Annotated in this window: 14 protein-coding genes and 1 riboswitch; of the genes, 9 read left to right on the top strand and 5 right to left on the bottom strand. The window is 51.1% G+C overall.

The window, feature by feature from the left end:
* Positions 1–6 precede the first annotated feature (6 nt).
* The 3 genes from ACFQO0_RS02000 (at position 7) to ACFQO0_RS01990 (ending at position 1905) form a co-directional block, all read left to right on the top strand.
* The gene (locus tag ACFQO0_RS02000) at positions 7–264 is read left to right on the top strand and encodes a hypothetical protein (RefSeq protein ID WP_382232376.1); all 258 of its coding nucleotides are present in this window, start codon (positions 7–9) and stop codon (positions 262–264) included.
* A 136-nt stretch (positions 265–400) separates the two neighbouring features.
* Positions 401–751, top strand: coding sequence for a DUF6572 domain-containing protein (locus ACFQO0_RS01995; RefSeq protein WP_382232375.1), 351 nt, complete (start codon positions 401–403; stop codon positions 749–751).
* A gap of 176 nt (positions 752–927) precedes the next feature.
* Entirely contained in the window at positions 928–1905 is a 978-nt protein-coding gene (locus ACFQO0_RS01990; RefSeq protein WP_382232374.1) for a Bug family tripartite tricarboxylate transporter substrate binding protein, read from the top strand.
* 116 nt (positions 1906–2021) lie between these two features.
* Here ACFQO0_RS01990 and xth read toward each other — a convergent pair whose 3' ends face one another.
* On the bottom strand, positions 2022–2786 hold the full coding sequence (xth, locus tag ACFQO0_RS01985) for an exodeoxyribonuclease III (protein WP_382232373.1): 765 nt from the start codon (positions 2784–2786) through the stop codon (positions 2022–2024).
* Positions 2787–2997: 211 nt separating this feature from the next.
* Positions 2998–3102: riboswitch (ZMP/ZTP riboswitch) on the top strand.
* Between the two features lie 166 nt (positions 3103–3268).
* Between xth and glyA the strand changes: the two genes are divergently transcribed.
* The 3 genes from glyA to ACFQO0_RS01970 all read left to right on the top strand — a co-directional run bounded on the left by glyA (position 3269) and on the right by ACFQO0_RS01970 (position 6332).
* Entirely contained in the window at positions 3269–4513 is a 1245-nt protein-coding gene (glyA, locus tag ACFQO0_RS01980; RefSeq protein ID WP_382232372.1) for a serine hydroxymethyltransferase, read from the top strand.
* Positions 4514–4765: 252 nt separating this feature from the next.
* On the top strand, positions 4766–5236 hold the full coding sequence (gene nrdR / locus ACFQO0_RS01975) for a transcriptional regulator NrdR (RefSeq protein WP_382232371.1): 471 nt from the start codon (positions 4766–4768) through the stop codon (positions 5234–5236).
* Between the two features lie 247 nt (positions 5237–5483).
* A complete protein-coding gene (locus ACFQO0_RS01970; RefSeq protein WP_382232370.1) occupies positions 5484–6332 on the top strand; it encodes a Crp/Fnr family transcriptional regulator in 849 nt (282 codons plus the stop codon).
* A 176-nt stretch (positions 6333–6508) separates the two neighbouring features.
* Here the strand turns inward: ACFQO0_RS01970 and ACFQO0_RS01965 are convergent, their stop codons facing one another.
* The 4 genes from ACFQO0_RS01965 to ACFQO0_RS01950 form a co-directional block, all read right to left on the bottom strand.
* Positions 6509–7192, bottom strand: coding sequence for a YiaD family glycine zipper/OmpA-like lipoprotein (locus ACFQO0_RS01965; RefSeq protein ID WP_382232369.1), 684 nt, complete (start codon positions 7190–7192; stop codon positions 6509–6511).
* A 318-nt stretch (positions 7193–7510) separates the two neighbouring features.
* Positions 7511–7822, bottom strand: coding sequence for a BON domain-containing protein (locus ACFQO0_RS01960; RefSeq protein WP_382232368.1), 312 nt, complete (start codon positions 7820–7822; stop codon positions 7511–7513).
* A 419-nt stretch (positions 7823–8241) separates the two neighbouring features.
* Positions 8242–9828, bottom strand: a complete 1587-nt coding sequence (gene gshA / locus ACFQO0_RS01955) for a glutamate--cysteine ligase (protein WP_382232367.1) — start codon at positions 9826–9828, stop codon at positions 8242–8244.
* 218 nt (positions 9829–10046) lie between these two features.
* The gene (locus tag ACFQO0_RS01950) at positions 10047–12257 is read right to left on the bottom strand and encodes a YgiQ family radical SAM protein (RefSeq protein ID WP_382233985.1); all 2211 of its coding nucleotides are present in this window, start codon (positions 12255–12257) and stop codon (positions 10047–10049) included.
* 379 nt (positions 12258–12636) lie between these two features.
* Between ACFQO0_RS01950 and ACFQO0_RS01945 the strand changes: the two genes are divergently transcribed.
* From ACFQO0_RS01945 to ACFQO0_RS01935, 3 genes are all read left to right on the top strand, one after another.
* Positions 12637–13278, top strand: a complete 642-nt coding sequence (locus tag ACFQO0_RS01945; RefSeq protein ID WP_382232366.1) for a DUF5610 domain-containing protein — start codon at positions 12637–12639, stop codon at positions 13276–13278.
* Positions 13279–13497: 219 nt separating this feature from the next.
* Positions 13498–14211, top strand: coding sequence for an rRNA pseudouridine synthase (locus ACFQO0_RS01940; protein WP_382232365.1), 714 nt, complete (start codon positions 13498–13500; stop codon positions 14209–14211).
* 858 nt (positions 14212–15069) lie between these two features.
* Positions 15070–16791 carry a methyl-accepting chemotaxis protein gene (locus ACFQO0_RS01935; RefSeq protein WP_382232364.1) on the top strand — a complete coding sequence of 574 codons (1722 nt, stop codon included), beginning with the start codon at positions 15070–15072 and terminating at the stop codon, positions 16789–16791.
* The last annotated feature ends 130 nt before the right edge of the window (positions 16792–16921 follow it).

The following is a 16921-nucleotide window of genomic DNA, read 5'->3' as shown; positions in this document are numbered from 1 at the left end:
CATGACGTGAGATCAACCCGAGCCACTTCCGCCGTCGAGCGGCTGAAAGAACGCAGCGGCAATGACGGTTACGCGATGGTGCGCACTGCGGCAGAATCGTTTTATCTGGTCGACAATTCGGGTGAGGGCGCACCGGTTGTCTTGTGCCCGCACCTGCCACTGGATGAGTTTGTCAGTTTCGTCAAAGCCTATGGTCCGCAAACGCCGCGCCGCCAAACCAAATCCGATATCGCTTTCGAAAAGCAGTTGGTTAAAAAGAGCTGATAGTTGGCGAAGCCTGGGCTGCAGCGGGTGTTGCCGGTACGGCTGAGTCTGTTATTACTGCTTTGTTGCCAGCGCTGAGCGTGCGTTAAAAACAGTCACGCAATCACCATATATCAAGTACGAGTACATTCAAATCATGACAGATGAACGCATCAATCTTATCGAGAGCATCATTATCGATCGCGAGTTCGGCATATGCACATTGAACATTGTTGACCCTTTGCCTTGGATCGGGGACGAAGATCACCTCGCCAACCTGCAGGCAAAGATCAACAATAGTCTGCAATACATCGAGAGTAGCGAAATTTTTGTTGCCTATCCTTCGTCGCGCGGCATGGATCTTGCCATACATGTGCAATTTATTTATGCGCCGAATCAGGATGCACAGCACTTTCTGGCCGAAGCGCAGAGCGTGCTCGACGATGCAGGATATGCGTTGACTTACGGCCCTTTGGGCAGCGATTACGCGAGTGATGCGGCTGAATAAATCGGTCGTGTAAGTATCTGGTAAGTATTCGGTAAGTATCATCCGGCAAGATGCGGTATTCTTCTTTTTCCGAGGCGTAATCCGTCGCCTTGTCCTTCACGTATCAACTGATCCAAGCTGGCATTTTTCAGCCGAGACACAAGCTGGTGCGTGATTACTTTTATAAGGATTGAATCATGAGACAAGTATCCCGCGTGAGCAAAGTACTTTTTTGCGCGATTGCAGCAGCCAGTTTTTCAGTCAGTGCATTTGCGCAAAACTGGCCTAACTCGACGGTCACCGTCGTGGTTCCCTGGCCTCCAGGCGGCCCATCCGATATCGCGGCACGTCCTATTGCCAAACGTTTGACGGAAACATTGGGTCAACCTTTTGTAATTGATAATCGCGGCGGCGGCGGTGGCAACATCGGTAGCGCTGCAGTGGCGCGTGCTGCTGCAGATGGTAATACCTTGTTAATCACATCCAGCGCACCGATCGTCATTAATCCTAGCCTGTACAAAAAAATGGCATTTGATCCTAGCAAGGATCTGGTGCCTATCACCAATCTGTTGCGCGTACCTTTGGTACTGGTAGCGAATCCATCCGTACCTGCCAACAATCTGAAAGAACTGATCGCTTACATCAAGACGCAGCCGCAGTTTTCTTATGCATCGGCAGGTAATGGCACGCCGCAACACATGACTGGTGAACTGTTCAAGAGTGTGACCAAGCTGGACATCACACATGTACCTTACAAGGGTTCGGCACCGGCGATTTCCGATTTGCTCGGCGGTCATGTGCCTGTGATGTTCGACAGCATGATCGCGATCATGCCGCATATCAAAAGCGGCAAGGTCAAAGTGATTGCAGTGTCGGGTGCAAAACGTTCGTCTTTGTTGCCTGATGTTCCGACCTTTGCTGAATCAGGTTACCCAAATCTGGTTTCGTATGCCTGGTATGGTTTCTTTGCCCCAGCCGGAACGCCAAAATCGCTGGTTGCAAAAATCAATGCTGAAACACAGAAAATCATGAAAGAACCGACTTTCCAGAAAATTCTGGCTGATACCGGTTCCGATTATGTCGGCGATACGCCTGAAAACTTTGCTGCATTCGTCAAAGACGAAGCAGTGAAATGGGCGAAAGTCGTGAAAGAAAGCGGCGCAACCGTAGACTGATCACACGGAAGCAGGCAAACGAAAGTGAGCTTGTAATGTCAATAAAAAAGCCCCGTACATGCGGGGCTTTTTTACATTCTGCATTTTTTAGAAGTGCTGTGCAGTCATCGCCCGCATCAATCGATGGTGGCAATCACGGGCGTGTGATCTGACGGCTGTTCCCATTTGCGTGGCACCTTGTCGATAACGCAGGCGCTGCAGCGCGCGGCCAGCGGTGCGGACAGTAAAATGTGATCAATCCGCAAGCCGCGATTCAAGCGGAATCCCATTTGGCGGTAATCCCACCAGCTATACAATTTTTCCGGCTGCTCAAATATGCGGAAGGCATCGGTCAAACCCATTTCCTGCAAGCGAAAGAAGGCTGCGCGTTCCGGTTCTGACACCAACACCTGTCCCACCCACGCTGCCGGATCATGCACGTCGCGGTCTTCCGGCGCGATGTTGTAGTCACCCAGCAAGGCTAGTTGCGCATGCTGTTGTTGCTCCTGTTCCAGCCACTGATGCAAGCCCTTGAGCCAGTTCAGTTTGTAGATGTATTTATCCGAGTCAAGCGACTGCCCGTTCGGAATGTAGGCGCAGATGATGCGTACGCCTTCGATGGTGCCGGCGATGATGCGCTGTTGTTCATCTGCATGCAGCGGATTGTTTTTAACGACATCTGCAATCGGATGGCGTGACAGGATGGCGACCCCGTTATAAGTCTTCTGGCCGCTGAATGCAACTTGATAGCCGGCGGCTTCAATTTCCGCTACCGGGAATTTTTCATCCACGGTTTTTGTTTCTTGCAGACAAAGTACATCAACCGGATTGTCGCTCAGCCATTGCAAGACTTGCGGCAGGCGGACTTTGAGGGAGTTGACATTCCAGGTGGCTATTTTCATGTTTTAAATGGTCCGATGGCGATACTGATGAGCGTGACGGCAAGATTTGCTTTTAGCGCCGTGGCGATGCTGCTTCGCTTGCGCGCGGGATGCCGAATTGTATCAGTCGACGGGCGTTCGTCGTCAGCCCTGCCTTGTCATTCTTTCATCTCGGTAGCAGTAGTCCTCTGCTTGCCGAAAACAGGCGCTTGGCGTAAAATTCGAGCACCATTTCGTCTCACGTAACTGGCGAATCCGACCGATACTATCGCGTCGTAAGGTGGGCCTATCCACCGTGAAGCGTGAGATTTCATTGCCGTGCGCCTGGGTAGCCCGAATGGTAAGCAAGACTGAGGCTGCCTGTGTGTTCAATTTCGGCCCTCTTTCTATCCCAGGTTGTTGTAATTGCATGTCTTGGTGTTGCGTATCTTTGATGCGACTTCGATATGCCGTTGTACCTACGCTATAGCTTTCTTCTCATCTTTGAACGATTGGAGTGATTCATGTTTTCAAAAGACCAGACCCTCGCAAAAACAGATACCGAATTGTGGTCGGCGATCCAGAAGGAAAATACACGTCAGCAGGATCACATCGAACTGATTGCTTCCGAAAACTACACATCGCCTGCGGTGATGGAAGCGCAGGGTTCGCAACTGACCAATAAATATGCGGAAGGTTATCCGGGCAAGCGTTATTACGGCGGCTGTGAATATGTCGATATCGTTGAGCAACTCGCGATTGATCGCGTCAAGCAATTGTTTGGCGCAGAAGCGGCCAATGTACAGCCGAATTCCGGTTCGCAAGCCAACCAGGGCGTGTTCTTTGCCGTCCTCAAGCCCGGCGATACCATCATGGGTATGTCGCTGGCAGAAGGCGGTCACTTGACGCACGGCATGGCATTAAACATGTCGGGTAAATGGTTCAACGTCGTGTCCTATGGCTTGAACGAGAAGGAAGAGATCGATTACGAACAGATGGAACGTCTGGCGCGTGAACACAAACCGAAGATGATCATTGCCGGTGCATCCGCTTATGCGCTGCGCATCGACTTCGAACGTTTTGCAAAAGTCGCAAAGGAAATTGGCGCCTACTTCATGGTCGACATGGCGCATTACGCCGGTCTGATCGCTGCCGGCGAATATCCGAATCCCGTGCCATACGCCGACTTTGTGACATCGACCACGCACAAATCCCTGCGCGGCCCGCGCGGCGGCTTCATCCTGATGAAGGCCGAGCACGAAAAAATCATCAACTCGGCGATCTTCCCTGGTATTCAGGGCGGTCCCTTGATGCATGTGATCGCCGGCAAGGCGGTCGCTTTCAAGGAAGCGCTGGCACCAGAGTTCAAGGTTTATCAGCAACAAGTCGTCAAGAATGCGGATGCGCTGGCCAAGGCATTGATTGCACGCGGCTTGCGTATCGTTTCCAATCGTACCGAATCGCATGTGATGCTGGTCGATTTGCGCGCCAAGAAAATCACCGGCAAGGATGCTGAAGCATTGCTGGGTTCCGCGCACATCACGACCAACAAGAACGGTATTCCTAACGATCCGGAAAAACCGTTTATTTCTTCCGGTATTCGTCTGGGCAGCCCGGCGATGACGACTCGCGGCTTCAAGGAAACGGAAGCGACCAAAGTTGGCAACCTGATCGCTGACATACTGGATAATCCTGGTGACGCAGCAACCATTGAGCGCGTGAAAGCCGAAGTCAAGAAATTGACGGATGCCTTCCCTGTATATGGCTAGTATGGCAAATGGTCTGTTGATGTTTGGTCTGTGATTTAAATCGGATTGGTAGCAAAGTACTGTTTCGTAAAAATGAAAAAGTAATACCAGGTGGCCTCGTTGCGGTGAATGACCGGATGAGGCCATTTTGGGATATCGAGTAGCTGAAAGTGGAGTTGTAAGGTAGTCGTAGTCGTATTTTTGAGCCGGCGAAAGTAGCCGAAAATGTTCAAGGTTTCACTGACATAACGATCCATAAGGCCGCGCACTGCAATGAAATGTCCTTTTTGCCAGCATGACGATACGCAGGTTCTGGACACGCGTATTTCCGAAGAGGGCGACAGCATACGTCGCCGACGTCGCTGCGTGAGTTGCGATAAGCGCTTTACGACGTACGAACGGATTGAGCTGACCATGCCCGTCATCGTCAAGAAGAACGGAAGCCGTACTGATTTTGACCCGAAGAAACTGCAGGCCAGTCTGCAACTCGCCTTGCGCAAACGGCCGGTCTCCGCGGAGGCGGTTGATGCGGCTATTCATCGCATTGAACAAAAGTTGTTGTCCAGTGGCGAGCGAGAAGTTGTTTCCGGACAGATTGGTGAACTAGTCATGCGCGAGTTGCAACGGCTGGACAAGATTGCCTACATCCGTTTCGCTTCGGTCTACAAGAGTTTCGAAGATGTTGCCGAATTTCAGGACGCGATTGCCGAAGTGGGGCGTGAGCGTAAAACTCCGGCCAAATAAGAGCTGGGTTGATAATTGTTAAAAATGGCCTATGTCGCGGGCCATTTTTTATGGTCCGGTGCAACGGTGCAGGGAATGCAGATAGATTGTTAAGGAGTGATTTCCAATGAGTAATGGGCGCTGCAGATAGCCCATTGTCTGTTTGTCAGCGCTATCTCACACGCAAATGGGATAAGCGCTGATTTTACTGGCGCGAAGATGGTGTGATGATCAAGCCTCGGAAATCATGATTACAAGGGGAATACCCATGGCACAAGTCTCTAATCTGCGTATCAAGCCCGTTGGCCATCATGTCATTAATTCCAACGCCATCGCCGCACTTAAAATTAAGAGTGATGAAACGCTTAATCGTCGCCCGATAGCACCCAAGGCGCTGGCGGGTTTGCATGGCCACAATCCAAAACATAACGGTTTGCTTGCCGCTTTGCCGGCTGCTGACTACGAGCGTTTGCTGCCGCATCTTGAATTCGTCGAAATGCCTTTCGGCACGACGATATGCGAAGCTGGCGAGAAAATGCAATACGCTTATTTTCTGACTGGCAGCATCGTCTCACTATTGTATGAAACTGCGGACGGCGCATCCTCCGAAACAGCAGTGATCGGTTACGAAGGCATGGTCGGCGTCGACATTGTAATGGGAGGCGGCGCTTCATTGAATCGTGCATTCATTAAAAGTGCCGGCTATGGCTTCCGCATCAAGGCTTCTGTATTGCGCGAAGAGTTCGCTCGTGGTGGTCCACTTCAACAGTTGCTGCTGCGTTTCACGCAAGCCTTGTTTTCACAAATGGCGCACACCGTTGCATGCAATCGCCACCATACGATTGTGCAGCAATTGTGTCGCTGGCTCCTGCTCAGCCTTGATCGCCTGCCTACGAACAAAATCAGCATGACGCAGGATCTGATTGCCAATATGCTCGGTGTGCGACGCGAAAGCGTGACAGAAGCAGCCCGCAAATTGCAGGATGAAGGTTTGATTCACTATAGCCGAGGACAAATTACTGTCGTCAACAGAGCGGGTCTGGAAGAGCAAATCTGCGAATGCTATACCAGCCTAAGCAAGGAATATGATGGCTTGCTGGTTGCAAACGGCAGGTAACAAATCTGATCCCATGGAAAAAAGCCGCCTATGCTATAGGCGGCTTTTTTATTGTTCAGATAAGCGGGATATGCAATAACTGCGGCCGCATTGCTATTGTGAATGAATATAAAAAAGCCCTCTGTTATGAGGGCTTTTTGTTATCAGCAAGCGAGGAATTTCCTCGCCACCTGAAATTAGCGTTGTTGATATTGCTGCTGTTGAGGTTGCTGTTGCTGCTGTTGTTCCGCAACATAAATCTCGACGCGACGATTGCGTGCGCGGCCTGATTCATTGGCGTTGCTGGCAATCGGTTCGCGGCTGCCACGGCCATCGACATAGATGCGTTGTGGTGAAACGCCACGGCCCGCGAGGTAATCACGCGTGCGCGATGCGCGGTCGAATGACAATGGGTTATTGATCGCATCGCCGCCGGTGCTATCAGTATGGCCGATGATGGTGACGGTAGCGGCAGGATTATCAACCAGTCCAACTGCGAAACGATCGAGGATAGGACGGAAGCTGGAATTGATGTCCGAGCGACCTGTCGCAAAAGAAATATCACTAGGGATATCAAGCTTCAGGCGGTTGTCTGCCGTTTGCGTCACTTGCACGCCAGTCCCCTGGGTTGCCTGTTCCATCGAGCGCTTTTGGTTTTCCATTTTACTGGACCAGACATTACCGGCTACCGCACCGATGATGCCGCCAAGAGCCGCGCCACCAGCGATATTTTTCGAGCCACCACCAACGCCGCCGATCAAAGCGCCCAAGCCTGCGCCGATGCCCGCGCCCTGTGCGGTGCCGCGTTCTGTTTCAGACATGTTGGCACAACCTGAGAGTGCGAGTACGGCGGCAATGCTGCCAATCATTAGTTTACGCATGGTGGTTTCCTTATAAAAAATTGTAGAGTGTGCGTAACGAACATCCGTTCAAATCTACGCGAAAAATTACCACATCAGAACGCCATCATAATGCAGATTCCTGAAAGGATTCTGGGGATGGATTTTCTGTTTGCGGGTTGGGTATCCAGTACAAAACAACTAACGGTTTTGACGGTAATGCGTTGACAAGAGCGAGGACTATTTAGAGCGTATCGGGAAGTGTAGACGCGTGGACTATTGCCGTCTTTTTGGTGCGTTGTTCATTAATGCAGGGTACAAAAAAATGGAGAAACCACCAAAGTGGTTTCTCCATTCATATTACTTCTGACGCAAGTCGTTTTTGACTTCTTTTACGCCCTTAACGGTACGTGTGACGCTAGCTGCTTTGCTGATGTCAGCTTTTTCTTTGACGAAGCCACTCAACTGAACGGTACCTTTGAATGTTTCGACATTGATTTCAGCCGATTTCAATGTAGGCTCGTTCAGGATCGCTGCTTTTACTTTGGTGGTGATCCATGAATCATCAACGTATTCGCCTGTACCTTCTTTGGTTGAAGTAGAAGCACAGCCGACAACGGCAGTCATCATTACGGCAGCGAGCAGGGCAGTCATCAATTTTGTTTTAGTCATGATTTATTCTCCGGTTGGTTCAACGTAGCGGCAAGCGATACATTATTTAAAAATTCTTGTAATTTCGATCCCGCGTTTTAGAGTAGTTTTTCCATCTAAAAGTTGCAAAAAAGGTACCTGAATTTCAGCGTACGGCTTTGTGCATACCGTACGTAGAAAACTGGTCGATTAATCCAATTTCTCAAGGAAACTATCCATATAACTTTCGATGGACATGCCTGTTGGTAATGCCACCGACGAAGCAAGATTACCGAGGCGCAACGGTGTGGTCTGTGCGCTAACGTACACAGAGTGTGACTATGTTGCTATTTGCTAATGCTTAGCGCGGCGGCGCGATGAAGTCCGCCTGCGGCGAGACTTCATCGGGGAATAGTGAAGGTGGAATGAACGGCTATAAGGCAGAAAGCTTGGAACGTATATCAGTCACACAATTGACTGGGTGTTCTTTGACTATAGGCAAGCACGAAGGCATCGAAGTCGCCGTTTTGTGTGCGTTCCATTCTCTCTTGTTCTGCAAGAGACTCTTTTGCCAGATTTTCGAAATAGGCGTTTTCATCGGCACTTAATGGACGCTGACGAAAATACTCGGCATGTCGCAAACTTTGTTGCAGACCAAATTCCTCAAATGAATTGTTCGTGGCCTTCAAGGCTGCCAGTACACGTGCGGAAGGTGTCAATTCAGGGTTGCGTAATTTCTCTTTTTGAAGCGTCAGCGCATCGCTGTGTTGCTGATCATTGCGTTGTGCATCAAGCAGCGTTGCGGTTGCCTGGATTTTTTCAAGTAGTTGCAGCCCCCACGCTTGCAAGCTGACTGCGCCGTTATCATCTTGCAACATCAAACCAGGGCGACGTCCTTCCTTGACGACGCTGGCGAAGTTTTCCTGATTGCGCTTGTTGGTCACTTCATCGATCAATGGACTGTCGTCCAATGCGCAAAACAGCAGGAAGGCATCGAGGAAGCGAGAGGTGGACAAGCTGATGCCTAGCGGCTCGAACGGGTCGATATCCATGCAGCGCACTTCTATATATTGCACACCGCGCGCGCACAAGGCTTCTACCGGACGTTCGCCGCTGTTGATGACGCGTTTCGGACGTATCGTTGCGTAATATTCATTTTCGATTTGCAGTAGATTGGTATTGAGTTGTATCCACTCGCCATCACGCTGCGTGCCGATTGCTTCGTATGCCGGGTAAGCCTGGCGCACTGCGCGCGACAGGCTGCGCATATAGCTTTCCAGATCGTTATACGGCGGCATCAAACCAGCTTGAGCATTGTTTTGATAGCCAAGATCGCTCATGCGCAAACTGGTTGCATATGGCAGATACAGGGTGTCGTCGGACAGGGTTTCCAGTTCATGTTCGCGCCCGCGCAGGAAGTGCGTAGAAAGTGCCGGTGATGCGCCGAACAGATACATCAGCAGCCAGCTGTAGCGCTGGAAATTGCGTATCAGCGCGATATAGCTTTCTGATTGATATGTCTTGTCGTCCAGAGTACTTTTTTCATCGTTCTTCAGAACGCGCCACAAGTCTTCCGACAGCGAGTAGTTGTAATGCAGGCCGGCGATACATTGCATGGCCTTGCCATAACGCAGCGCAAGACCGCGGCGATAAACATATTTAATGCGCCCTATGTGCGATGTGCCATACCAGGCGATAGGAATATCCTCTTCATCCGGCAAGGTGCACGGCATCGATTGGCTCCACAATAATTCATGGTCCAGTTTGGCGCTGACGAAGCGATGGATACGATCCAGTTCTTCCAGTGCAGTGGCGACATCGTGCTCGGCTGGTGTAATGAACTCCAGCAGCGATTCGGAATAATCAGTGGTGATTTGCGCGTTGGTTAATGCAGATCCGAGCGCGCGCGGGTGTGGGCCGATGGCGAGCTTGCCGCTCATGTCTACCCGCAGGGTTTCGCGTTCAATGCCGCGGCGTCCCTGATTCAGCAGGCTGCGATGTGCGTCGCTGCCTGTCAGCGCGAGTCGTCGCGTAAATAAATTGCTCAATTGGTGATCCTCTATCGATATTCCGCCTGCTTAGTGCTGCATTTAATGCTGAATTAAGCGCGGCAACTTTGGCGGAAGAATAACCGAAAATGGACAATCAGGTAGGACGACCGGATTTTTGTAACTGGAAACAAAAAAGACGGATGATTTTTTCAATCCGGCTGGCAGGTCAGAAATACAAATTGCCACCAACCGGCAAACAAGCAATGTCGCAACGCTTATTTGCGTCCGCCTTTGGCTGTATTAGCCATACCTTTGCGTGCAGGCTTGGCCGCCACGATCACGCGCCCGGTCGTGTTGCGCGCAAGCGGTGTGCGTTGCACGGCACCACCGGGTCGCGGCTTGTTCTGGCCGAATTTCTTCGCAAGTTGATCAGGGCCGGGTGTTTCGCGACGACGTTCTGCAACCGCCAGACTGCGGTTGCCTGCATCATGGCGCGGTACCAGATGATGTTCGCCACTGCCAATCAAATCGCTGCGGCCCATGCGTTGCAATCCTTCGCGCAGAATTTCCCAGTTATCCGGATCGTGATAACGCAGGAAGGCCTTGTGCAGCTTGCGAATTTTGCCGGTGCGCACGGTCTCGACTGCTTCCGAATCCTCTGTCACTTTACGCAGAGGATTTTTACGCGTGTGATACATCGTGGTTGCCAGCGCCATCGGCGTCGGCATGAAGGTCTGCACCTGATCCAGGCGGAAATTATTTTTCTTCAGCCACAAAGCCAGATTCAGCATGTCTTCATCAGTAGTACCTGGATGCGCCGCGATGAAGTAGGGGATCAGATACTGTTCCTTGCCAGCTTCTTTTGAATACTTTTCGAACAGTTCCTTGAACTTGTCGTAGGCACCCATGCCCGGCTTCATCATCTTCGACAATGGGCCTTCTTCCGAATGCTCGGGCGCGATTTTCAGCAGGCCGCCGATGTGATGCGTGACCAGTTCTTTTACGTATTCGGGCGAGCGCACCGCGAGGTCGTAACGCAAGCCGGAACTGACCAGAATTTTCTTCACACCAGGGATCGCACGTGCCTTGCGGTACAGCTGGATCAGCTTGCTGTGATCAGTGCCTAGGTTGGAGCAAATACTCGGATAGACGCACGACAGGCGGCGGCATGATTCCTCGATACGTTTGTCCTTGCATGCAAGGCGATACATATTCGCGGTCGGGCCGCCGAGATCAGAAATCGTGCCCGTAAAACCTTTGGTCTTGTCGCGTATCAGTTCGATTTCGCGCAGGATGGAAGGCTCGGAACGACTCTGGATAATGCGTCCTTCGTGTTCGGTGATCGAACAGAAAGTACAGCCGCCAAAGCAGCCGCGCATGATGTTGACCGAGAAGCGAATCATTTCCCAGGCCGGGATGCGCGCCTTGCCATAACTTGGGTGCGGTGCACGTGCGTATGCCATGTCGTACACGCCATCCATTTCGTCCATTGCCAATGGCAATGGCGGTGGATTGAGCCAGACATCGCGTTCGCCATGCGCCTGCACCAATGCGCGGGCATTGCCCGGATTGGATTCCAGATGAAAGACGCGAGACGCATGGGCATACAAAACCGGATCGTCCTTGATCACATCATAAGAGGGCAGGCGCACCACGGTTTTGTTGCGGACTTCTTTTTCAGCTTCGCGACGTTCTTCGCGACTCATGATCTTGATGACTTTGACGGCTGGTTCTACCGGCGCTGCAGCGACTGCTGGATCGGCAGCGTCGGTCTTGCAGCCTTCCGTATTCTTCATCTTCATTTCATACGGATCGGGATGGACATCGACTTTGCCCGGCGTATCAACGCGCGTCGAATTGGCTTCTGCCCATTCCGGTGTCGGTTTCCATCCGGATGGCACCATGAAGGCGGTGCCACGCAGATCGCGTATCGAAGAAATCGGTTCGCCTGCTGCAACACGATGTGTCAGATCAACCAGTGCGCGCTCTGCATTACCGAATATCAGGATGTCTGCCTTGGAATCCGGCAGCACCGAACGGCGCACTTTGTCCGACCAGTAATCGTAATGCGCGATGCGGCGCAGGCTGGCTTCAATACTGCCAATCACGACATTCACGCCGGGATAGGCTTCACGCACACGTTGCGAATAAACAGTCAGCGCACGATCCGGCCGTTTGTTGGCTTCGCCATGGGGCGTGTAGGCATCATCGGAGCGAATCTTGCGATCAGCCGTGTAGCGATTCACCATCGAATCCATATTGCCGGCCGTGATGCCGAAATATAGATTGGGTTTACCCAGCGCGCGGAATGCGTCGGCCGACAGCCAGTCCGGTTGCGCGATGATGCCGACGCGGAAGCCTTGCGATTCCAGCAGTCGCCCAATCAACGCCATGCCAAAACTGGGATGATCAATGTAGGCATCGCCCGTCACTAAAATTACATCGCAGCTGTCCCAGCCGAGTTTGTCCATCTCCGCGCGCGACATTGGCAGGAACGGAACAGGCTTGATGGTGCCTTTGCCATGCGGTGCAGGCTGGACAGGATAGGAAAACAGATTTTTGGGCTGAGCGCTCATGGAATAAACAGTGGCAAATGACGATAAAAGCGGCGTCATATCGCGAGGAGGCGAGGAAGCCGACAGTATGACAGCTTTGGCCTTGCTAGACGATGCTTAAGAGGCGATTAAACGGCGTTTGCTTGGATGGCTTATAAATATTTCCAATATGACAAGTGCTCAATATGTTTGGGCGCTCACCTTTTCCGATTTTATGCCGATAGAAGTAGTACGATCGCGGAAAATTCCAAGATGATGTTGTCACTGCGATCCTTTTCCATCGTTGGTTGATGAATGAAGGGCAATCGTCATGAGCATCGTAATTTCAAACACTACACAAAATACGCAACGCGCCTCCACGGTTCCTGCAGCGAGCCCACGCGAATCCACGCAACCGGCGGCTGACAAGACCGAGGACGCGAGCGTGACCGATACGGTGACCTTGGGTACGCAAGTTGCGGATACGCCGACCTACTCCAATCCGCGCAATGCAAATGCACCAACGCGTCCCGATGTCTCTGCGATGCTGGAAGAATCCAATCGCAAGGTGCAGGAAATCATCAACCTGATTCTGCCCTTGATGCGTCAGCAAGGATTGGAAATAGACAAAGTCGTCAGCGGTGAGCAGCAACTGATGACCGACGCCGCAACCATAGATAAGGCCAAAGCAGCGATCGCCGAAGATGGTGAATTCGGCGTGCGCCAGGTTGCAGAGCGCATCTTGAATTTTGCGAAAAGCGCGATAGGTGATGACCCGTCCAAACTCGCGGCGATACGCGCTGGGGTTGAAAAAGGCTTCAAGGAAGCGACCGACATGCTGGGCGGAACCTTGCCTGATATTAGCCAAAAGACCTATGCAGCCATCATGAGTGAATTCGATCGCTGGGAAGGTGCAGGCATTCCATCCGGCGCGGTCAGCCTCGCACCGAAAGCAGACGCACCTGCAGCCTAGATTTGATTGTTGTCCAGTGTTTGCAGCTCCATGTCACCAGTGCAGCGGTTTGGTTTGGATAAAATTCAGTCTCAGCGATTGACCGCTTCGTTGCCGTGCATGAAATAGTCTTGCAGGCAATCCGATAACGCGCGGTATTGCAGTCTGCTTGCACGCAAAAAACTTGCGATCCATCTCAGGCAAGCCGACAATACGCCTCTTTTTCAAGATTGCCTGATCATGACCGATTCCATCCGACTCGTTAAACGCGTCGCTGACGCGATTCCCTGCTCGCGTCGCGAAGCTGAGCAATATATCGAAGGTGGCTGGATCACGATCGACGGCATCGTCGTCGAAGAACCGGGTTGTCGCGTATCGCCGCAGCAAGCGATCGTATTGTCACCCGATGCAACGCTGGCGGCAGTTGATCCGGTCACGATCCTGTTTCACAAGCCGGCCGGCATGGATATGGATGCCGCTGTGCAAAGCATTGGGTTGAACAATCTTTATGCGGATGACCGTTCCGGTATTCGCTTCCTGAAGAAACATACGATTGCGCTCAAGGCCACTGATACGCTGGAAAGTTACGCCAGCGGCCTCGTTGTTTTTACGCAGGATTGGCACGTCGCGCGCAAGCTGATTGACGATGCGGCAACTGTCGAACAGGAATACATCGCCGAAGTCAGTGGCGATTTGATTGAAGGCGGCCTGGCCTTGCTCAATCATGGATTGAGCTTTAACAATCGTCCGCTGCCACCGATTAAGGTTAGCTGGCAAAACGAAACACGTTTGCGCTTTGCACTGAAGGCAGGGCGACGCGGACAAATTGCGCATATGTGTGAAGCAGTTGGCTTGAAGCTGATCAATTTGAAACGCATACGCATCGCACGCATTCCGATGGCGAGTTTGCCTGCAGGCGAATGGCGCTACCTGAAAGGGTATGAACGATTTTAAAGAGGTTGTGCGAAAAGTATCGACGTTTATTGTCTTTTGATTATGTCGTTTATTTCTGTAGTTTTTTTGGTAATTTAAATTTGATCAACGCACATGTGAGTAGTGTTGATGCATGCATTTCTGTTGTTGTCAGAATTCACTCATTAATGTGTCAGTACAGCGTAAGTTGAAAAGGTTAGGCTTTAATGTGAGCCGCAAAGGCTATAGCGTGTGCTATTTATTTCTTTGAATAGAACGTGTGTAGAAATGATAGTCATTCTATTGCAGATGCTGAGTTTAGGATTGGCTCCACATTCTCTTCGCGGTTTTTTGTATGAAGTACAGCGATAAGATTGGCATGTTTAAATCAATAGGGTGTAAAGTTCTTGTTAGCAAGATTGTTCTTCTAAATCGAGCATGAATGCTGATAACAGACAGACGTTTGATTTTCTTGGCGGATAAAAATCCGCAAGTAAAAAGATTTTAAAAAAGACATTACAAAAAAAGCAGTTGGAGACAAGGACCGTTTTATGCAACACCTTCACTGCGCTCTGCTCAGAGCCTTGATCGACGACGTTGAGTACTTGTCGGTCTTTACACAACCATCGCGCTATTTTTTTAATCGGGCGTCAAGCTTGTGCTTTACGCGCCGTTATATGACTAACGTATGACAGATATTTCTTGAAGTGCATGTAGATTTGACATGTGGCATCAGGTCTTGATTGCATGCTCCGATATTGCCACTGCAGTAGCAAGCAATTGGCTGGATGCCATCAATATCGTAATTTTTGCCAGTGCCGCACGGCATATGGGACTTAACTCTGGAGGATGAATTAGCAACATGTTTACAGTACAAATAAAAACCTTGGAGGAGACACCATGCGCATCGCAAATATGAAAATAGGTACGCGCCTTGGAGCGGGATTCGGATTGATTCTGTTACTGGTTGCAGTGATGGGCATCATCGGCGTCATGCGTCTGGAAAACATCAACAATGCTAGCCGCCATTTGGTGGATGAGTCGCTGGAAAAACAAAAATCAGCGCAAAACTGGTTGATGAGTACCAAAGTTAATGCGTCACGCACGCTTGCTTTGGTGAAGGCGTCGAATACCGAGACCCAGGAATTTTTCCAAAAGGGTATTAGCGCAGAAAGCAAAAAGATTACTGAAATTCAAAAAGGAATTGAAGACCGAATCAGCACGGACAGGGAAAAGGAATTATTCGCGGAAGTTGCAAAAAACCGCAGTGCCTACATCAGTATTCGTAAATCGATTCTTGAGGTCAAGTCAGGTGGGAATGTCGACGAAGCTAATCAGATGATTGAATCGAAAATGGTGCCTGCGCTCGACGCCTACGAGAACAGCGTAACGGAAGTGTTGGGGCATTATGAAAATGAAGTCAAACAGGCTGCCGAATCGATCACGGCTGATTACTTGTCTGGCCGCATGACCATGATCATTGGTGCCTTGATTGCCATCCTGCTGGGTACGATTATCGCGTGGCGTTTGACGAGTGGTATTACACGTCCATTGAAAGAAGCTCTGACTTTGGCTGAGGCAGTTGCCGAAGGTGATCTGACGGCGCGCAGCAGCTTGCCGCCTACGCAGGATGAACCTGGTCTGTTACTCAATGCATTGCGTAGCATGCAGGAAAATCTGGCCAGAACGGTTTCGCAAATCCGCATGGGTACCGATACGATTGCAACGGCATCGAGTGAAATTGCCAGTGGTAATCTGGACTTGTCTTCGCGTACTGAACAGCAGGCGAGTTCGCTGGAAGAGACTGCTTCTTCGATGGAAGAACTGACTTCGACAGTGAAGCAGAATGCAGACAATTCACGTCAGGCAAATCAACTCGCAGTTGCTGCATCGACAGTCGCAGTCAAGGGGGGCGCAGTGGTGTCCCAAGTAGTTGATACGATGGGTGCGATCAACAGCTCGGCGAAGAAAATTGTCGACATCATTGGTGTCATTGATGGCATCGCATTCCAGACCAACATCCTGGCATTGAATGCAGCAGTTGAGGCCGCACGTGCCGGCGAACAAGGTCGTGGTTTCGCCGTGGTGGCGACTGAGGTGCGCAATCTGGCACAACGTTCAGCTGCCGCCGCAAAAGAAATCAAGGCCTTGATCGGCGACTCAGTGGAGAAGGTCGATGCAGGTAGCAAACTGGTTGCAGAAGCCGGTACCACGATGGACGAGATCGTTGACGGTGTAAAACGCGTCGCCGATATCATGGCTGAAATTACGGCGGCGAGCCAGGAACAAAGCGACGGCATCGAGCAAGTCAATCAAGCCGTCAGCCAGATGGATCAGGTTACGCAACAGAATGCTGCGCTGGTCGAAGAAGCGGCTGCAGCAGCTGAATCGCTGCAGGATCAGGCGAAAAACCTGGCGCAAGCCGTTAGCGTCTTCCGTGTGGATGCTTCTTATACGGGCATGCAGGCAGAGGCACCACGTCGCACCGTGCAATCGACCGCCGTGCGTGCGCCGATTGCCGCTACAGTCAGAAAAACATCGCTGGCAGCGCCTGAGCGCAAGCCAGCAGCACCCGCCAAGCCGGCAACCACCGGTGGTGGTGATGATTGGGAAGAGTTTTAATAGAGAACAATCCGGTCTGACCGGATTGTGGATGGAATTAAAAAAGCCTCGGCGATTTACTTCGCCGAGGCTTTTTTATTTGTCTGCCTTCAAAAAATGCATGGCGTTCGACCATGGCGCTATTTCAAAA

This window comes from Herminiimonas aquatilis, assembly GCF_042665175.1.
In the GTDB taxonomy this organism is placed as follows: Bacteria; Pseudomonadota; Gammaproteobacteria; order Burkholderiales; family Burkholderiaceae_D; genus Oxalicibacterium; species Oxalicibacterium aquatilis.
Note: the sequence above shows the minus strand (reverse complement) of the source record. Positions and strands in the feature narration are given on the sequence as shown.

Bases quoted from the DNA above. Each gene is read 5' to 3' on its own strand.
- ACFQO0_RS01995 (WP_382232375.1), top strand. From the start codon at position 401: ATGACAGATGAACGCATCAATCTTATCGAGAGCATCATTATCGATCGC.
- ACFQO0_RS01990 (WP_382232374.1), top strand. From the start codon at position 928: ATGAGACAAGTATCCCGCGTGAGCAAAGTACTTTTTTGCGCGATTGCA.
- xth (WP_382232373.1), bottom strand. From the start codon at position 2,786: ATGAAAATAGCCACCTGGAATGTCAACTCCCTCAAAGTCCGCCTGCCG.
- glyA (WP_382232372.1), top strand. From the start codon at position 3,269: ATGTTTTCAAAAGACCAGACCCTCGCAAAAACAGATACCGAATTGTGG.
- nrdR (WP_382232371.1), top strand. From the start codon at position 4,766: ATGAAATGTCCTTTTTGCCAGCATGACGATACGCAGGTTCTGGACACG.
- ACFQO0_RS01970 (WP_382232370.1), top strand. From the start codon at position 5,484: ATGGCACAAGTCTCTAATCTGCGTATCAAGCCCGTTGGCCATCATGTC.
- ACFQO0_RS01965 (WP_382232369.1), bottom strand. From the start codon at position 7,192: ATGCGTAAACTAATGATTGGCAGCATTGCCGCCGTACTCGCACTCTCA.
- ACFQO0_RS01960 (WP_382232368.1), bottom strand. From the start codon at position 7,822: ATGACTAAAACAAAATTGATGACTGCCCTGCTCGCTGCCGTAATGATG.
- ACFQO0_RS01950 (WP_382233985.1), bottom strand. From the start codon at position 12,257: ATGTCGCGCGCGGAGATGGACAAACTCGGCTGGGACAGCTGCGATGTA.
- ACFQO0_RS01945 (WP_382232366.1), top strand. From the start codon at position 12,637: ATGAGCATCGTAATTTCAAACACTACACAAAATACGCAACGCGCCTCC.
- ACFQO0_RS01940 (WP_382232365.1), top strand. From the start codon at position 13,498: ATGACCGATTCCATCCGACTCGTTAAACGCGTCGCTGACGCGATTCCC.
- ACFQO0_RS01935 (WP_382232364.1), top strand. From the start codon at position 15,070: ATGCGCATCGCAAATATGAAAATAGGTACGCGCCTTGGAGCGGGATTC.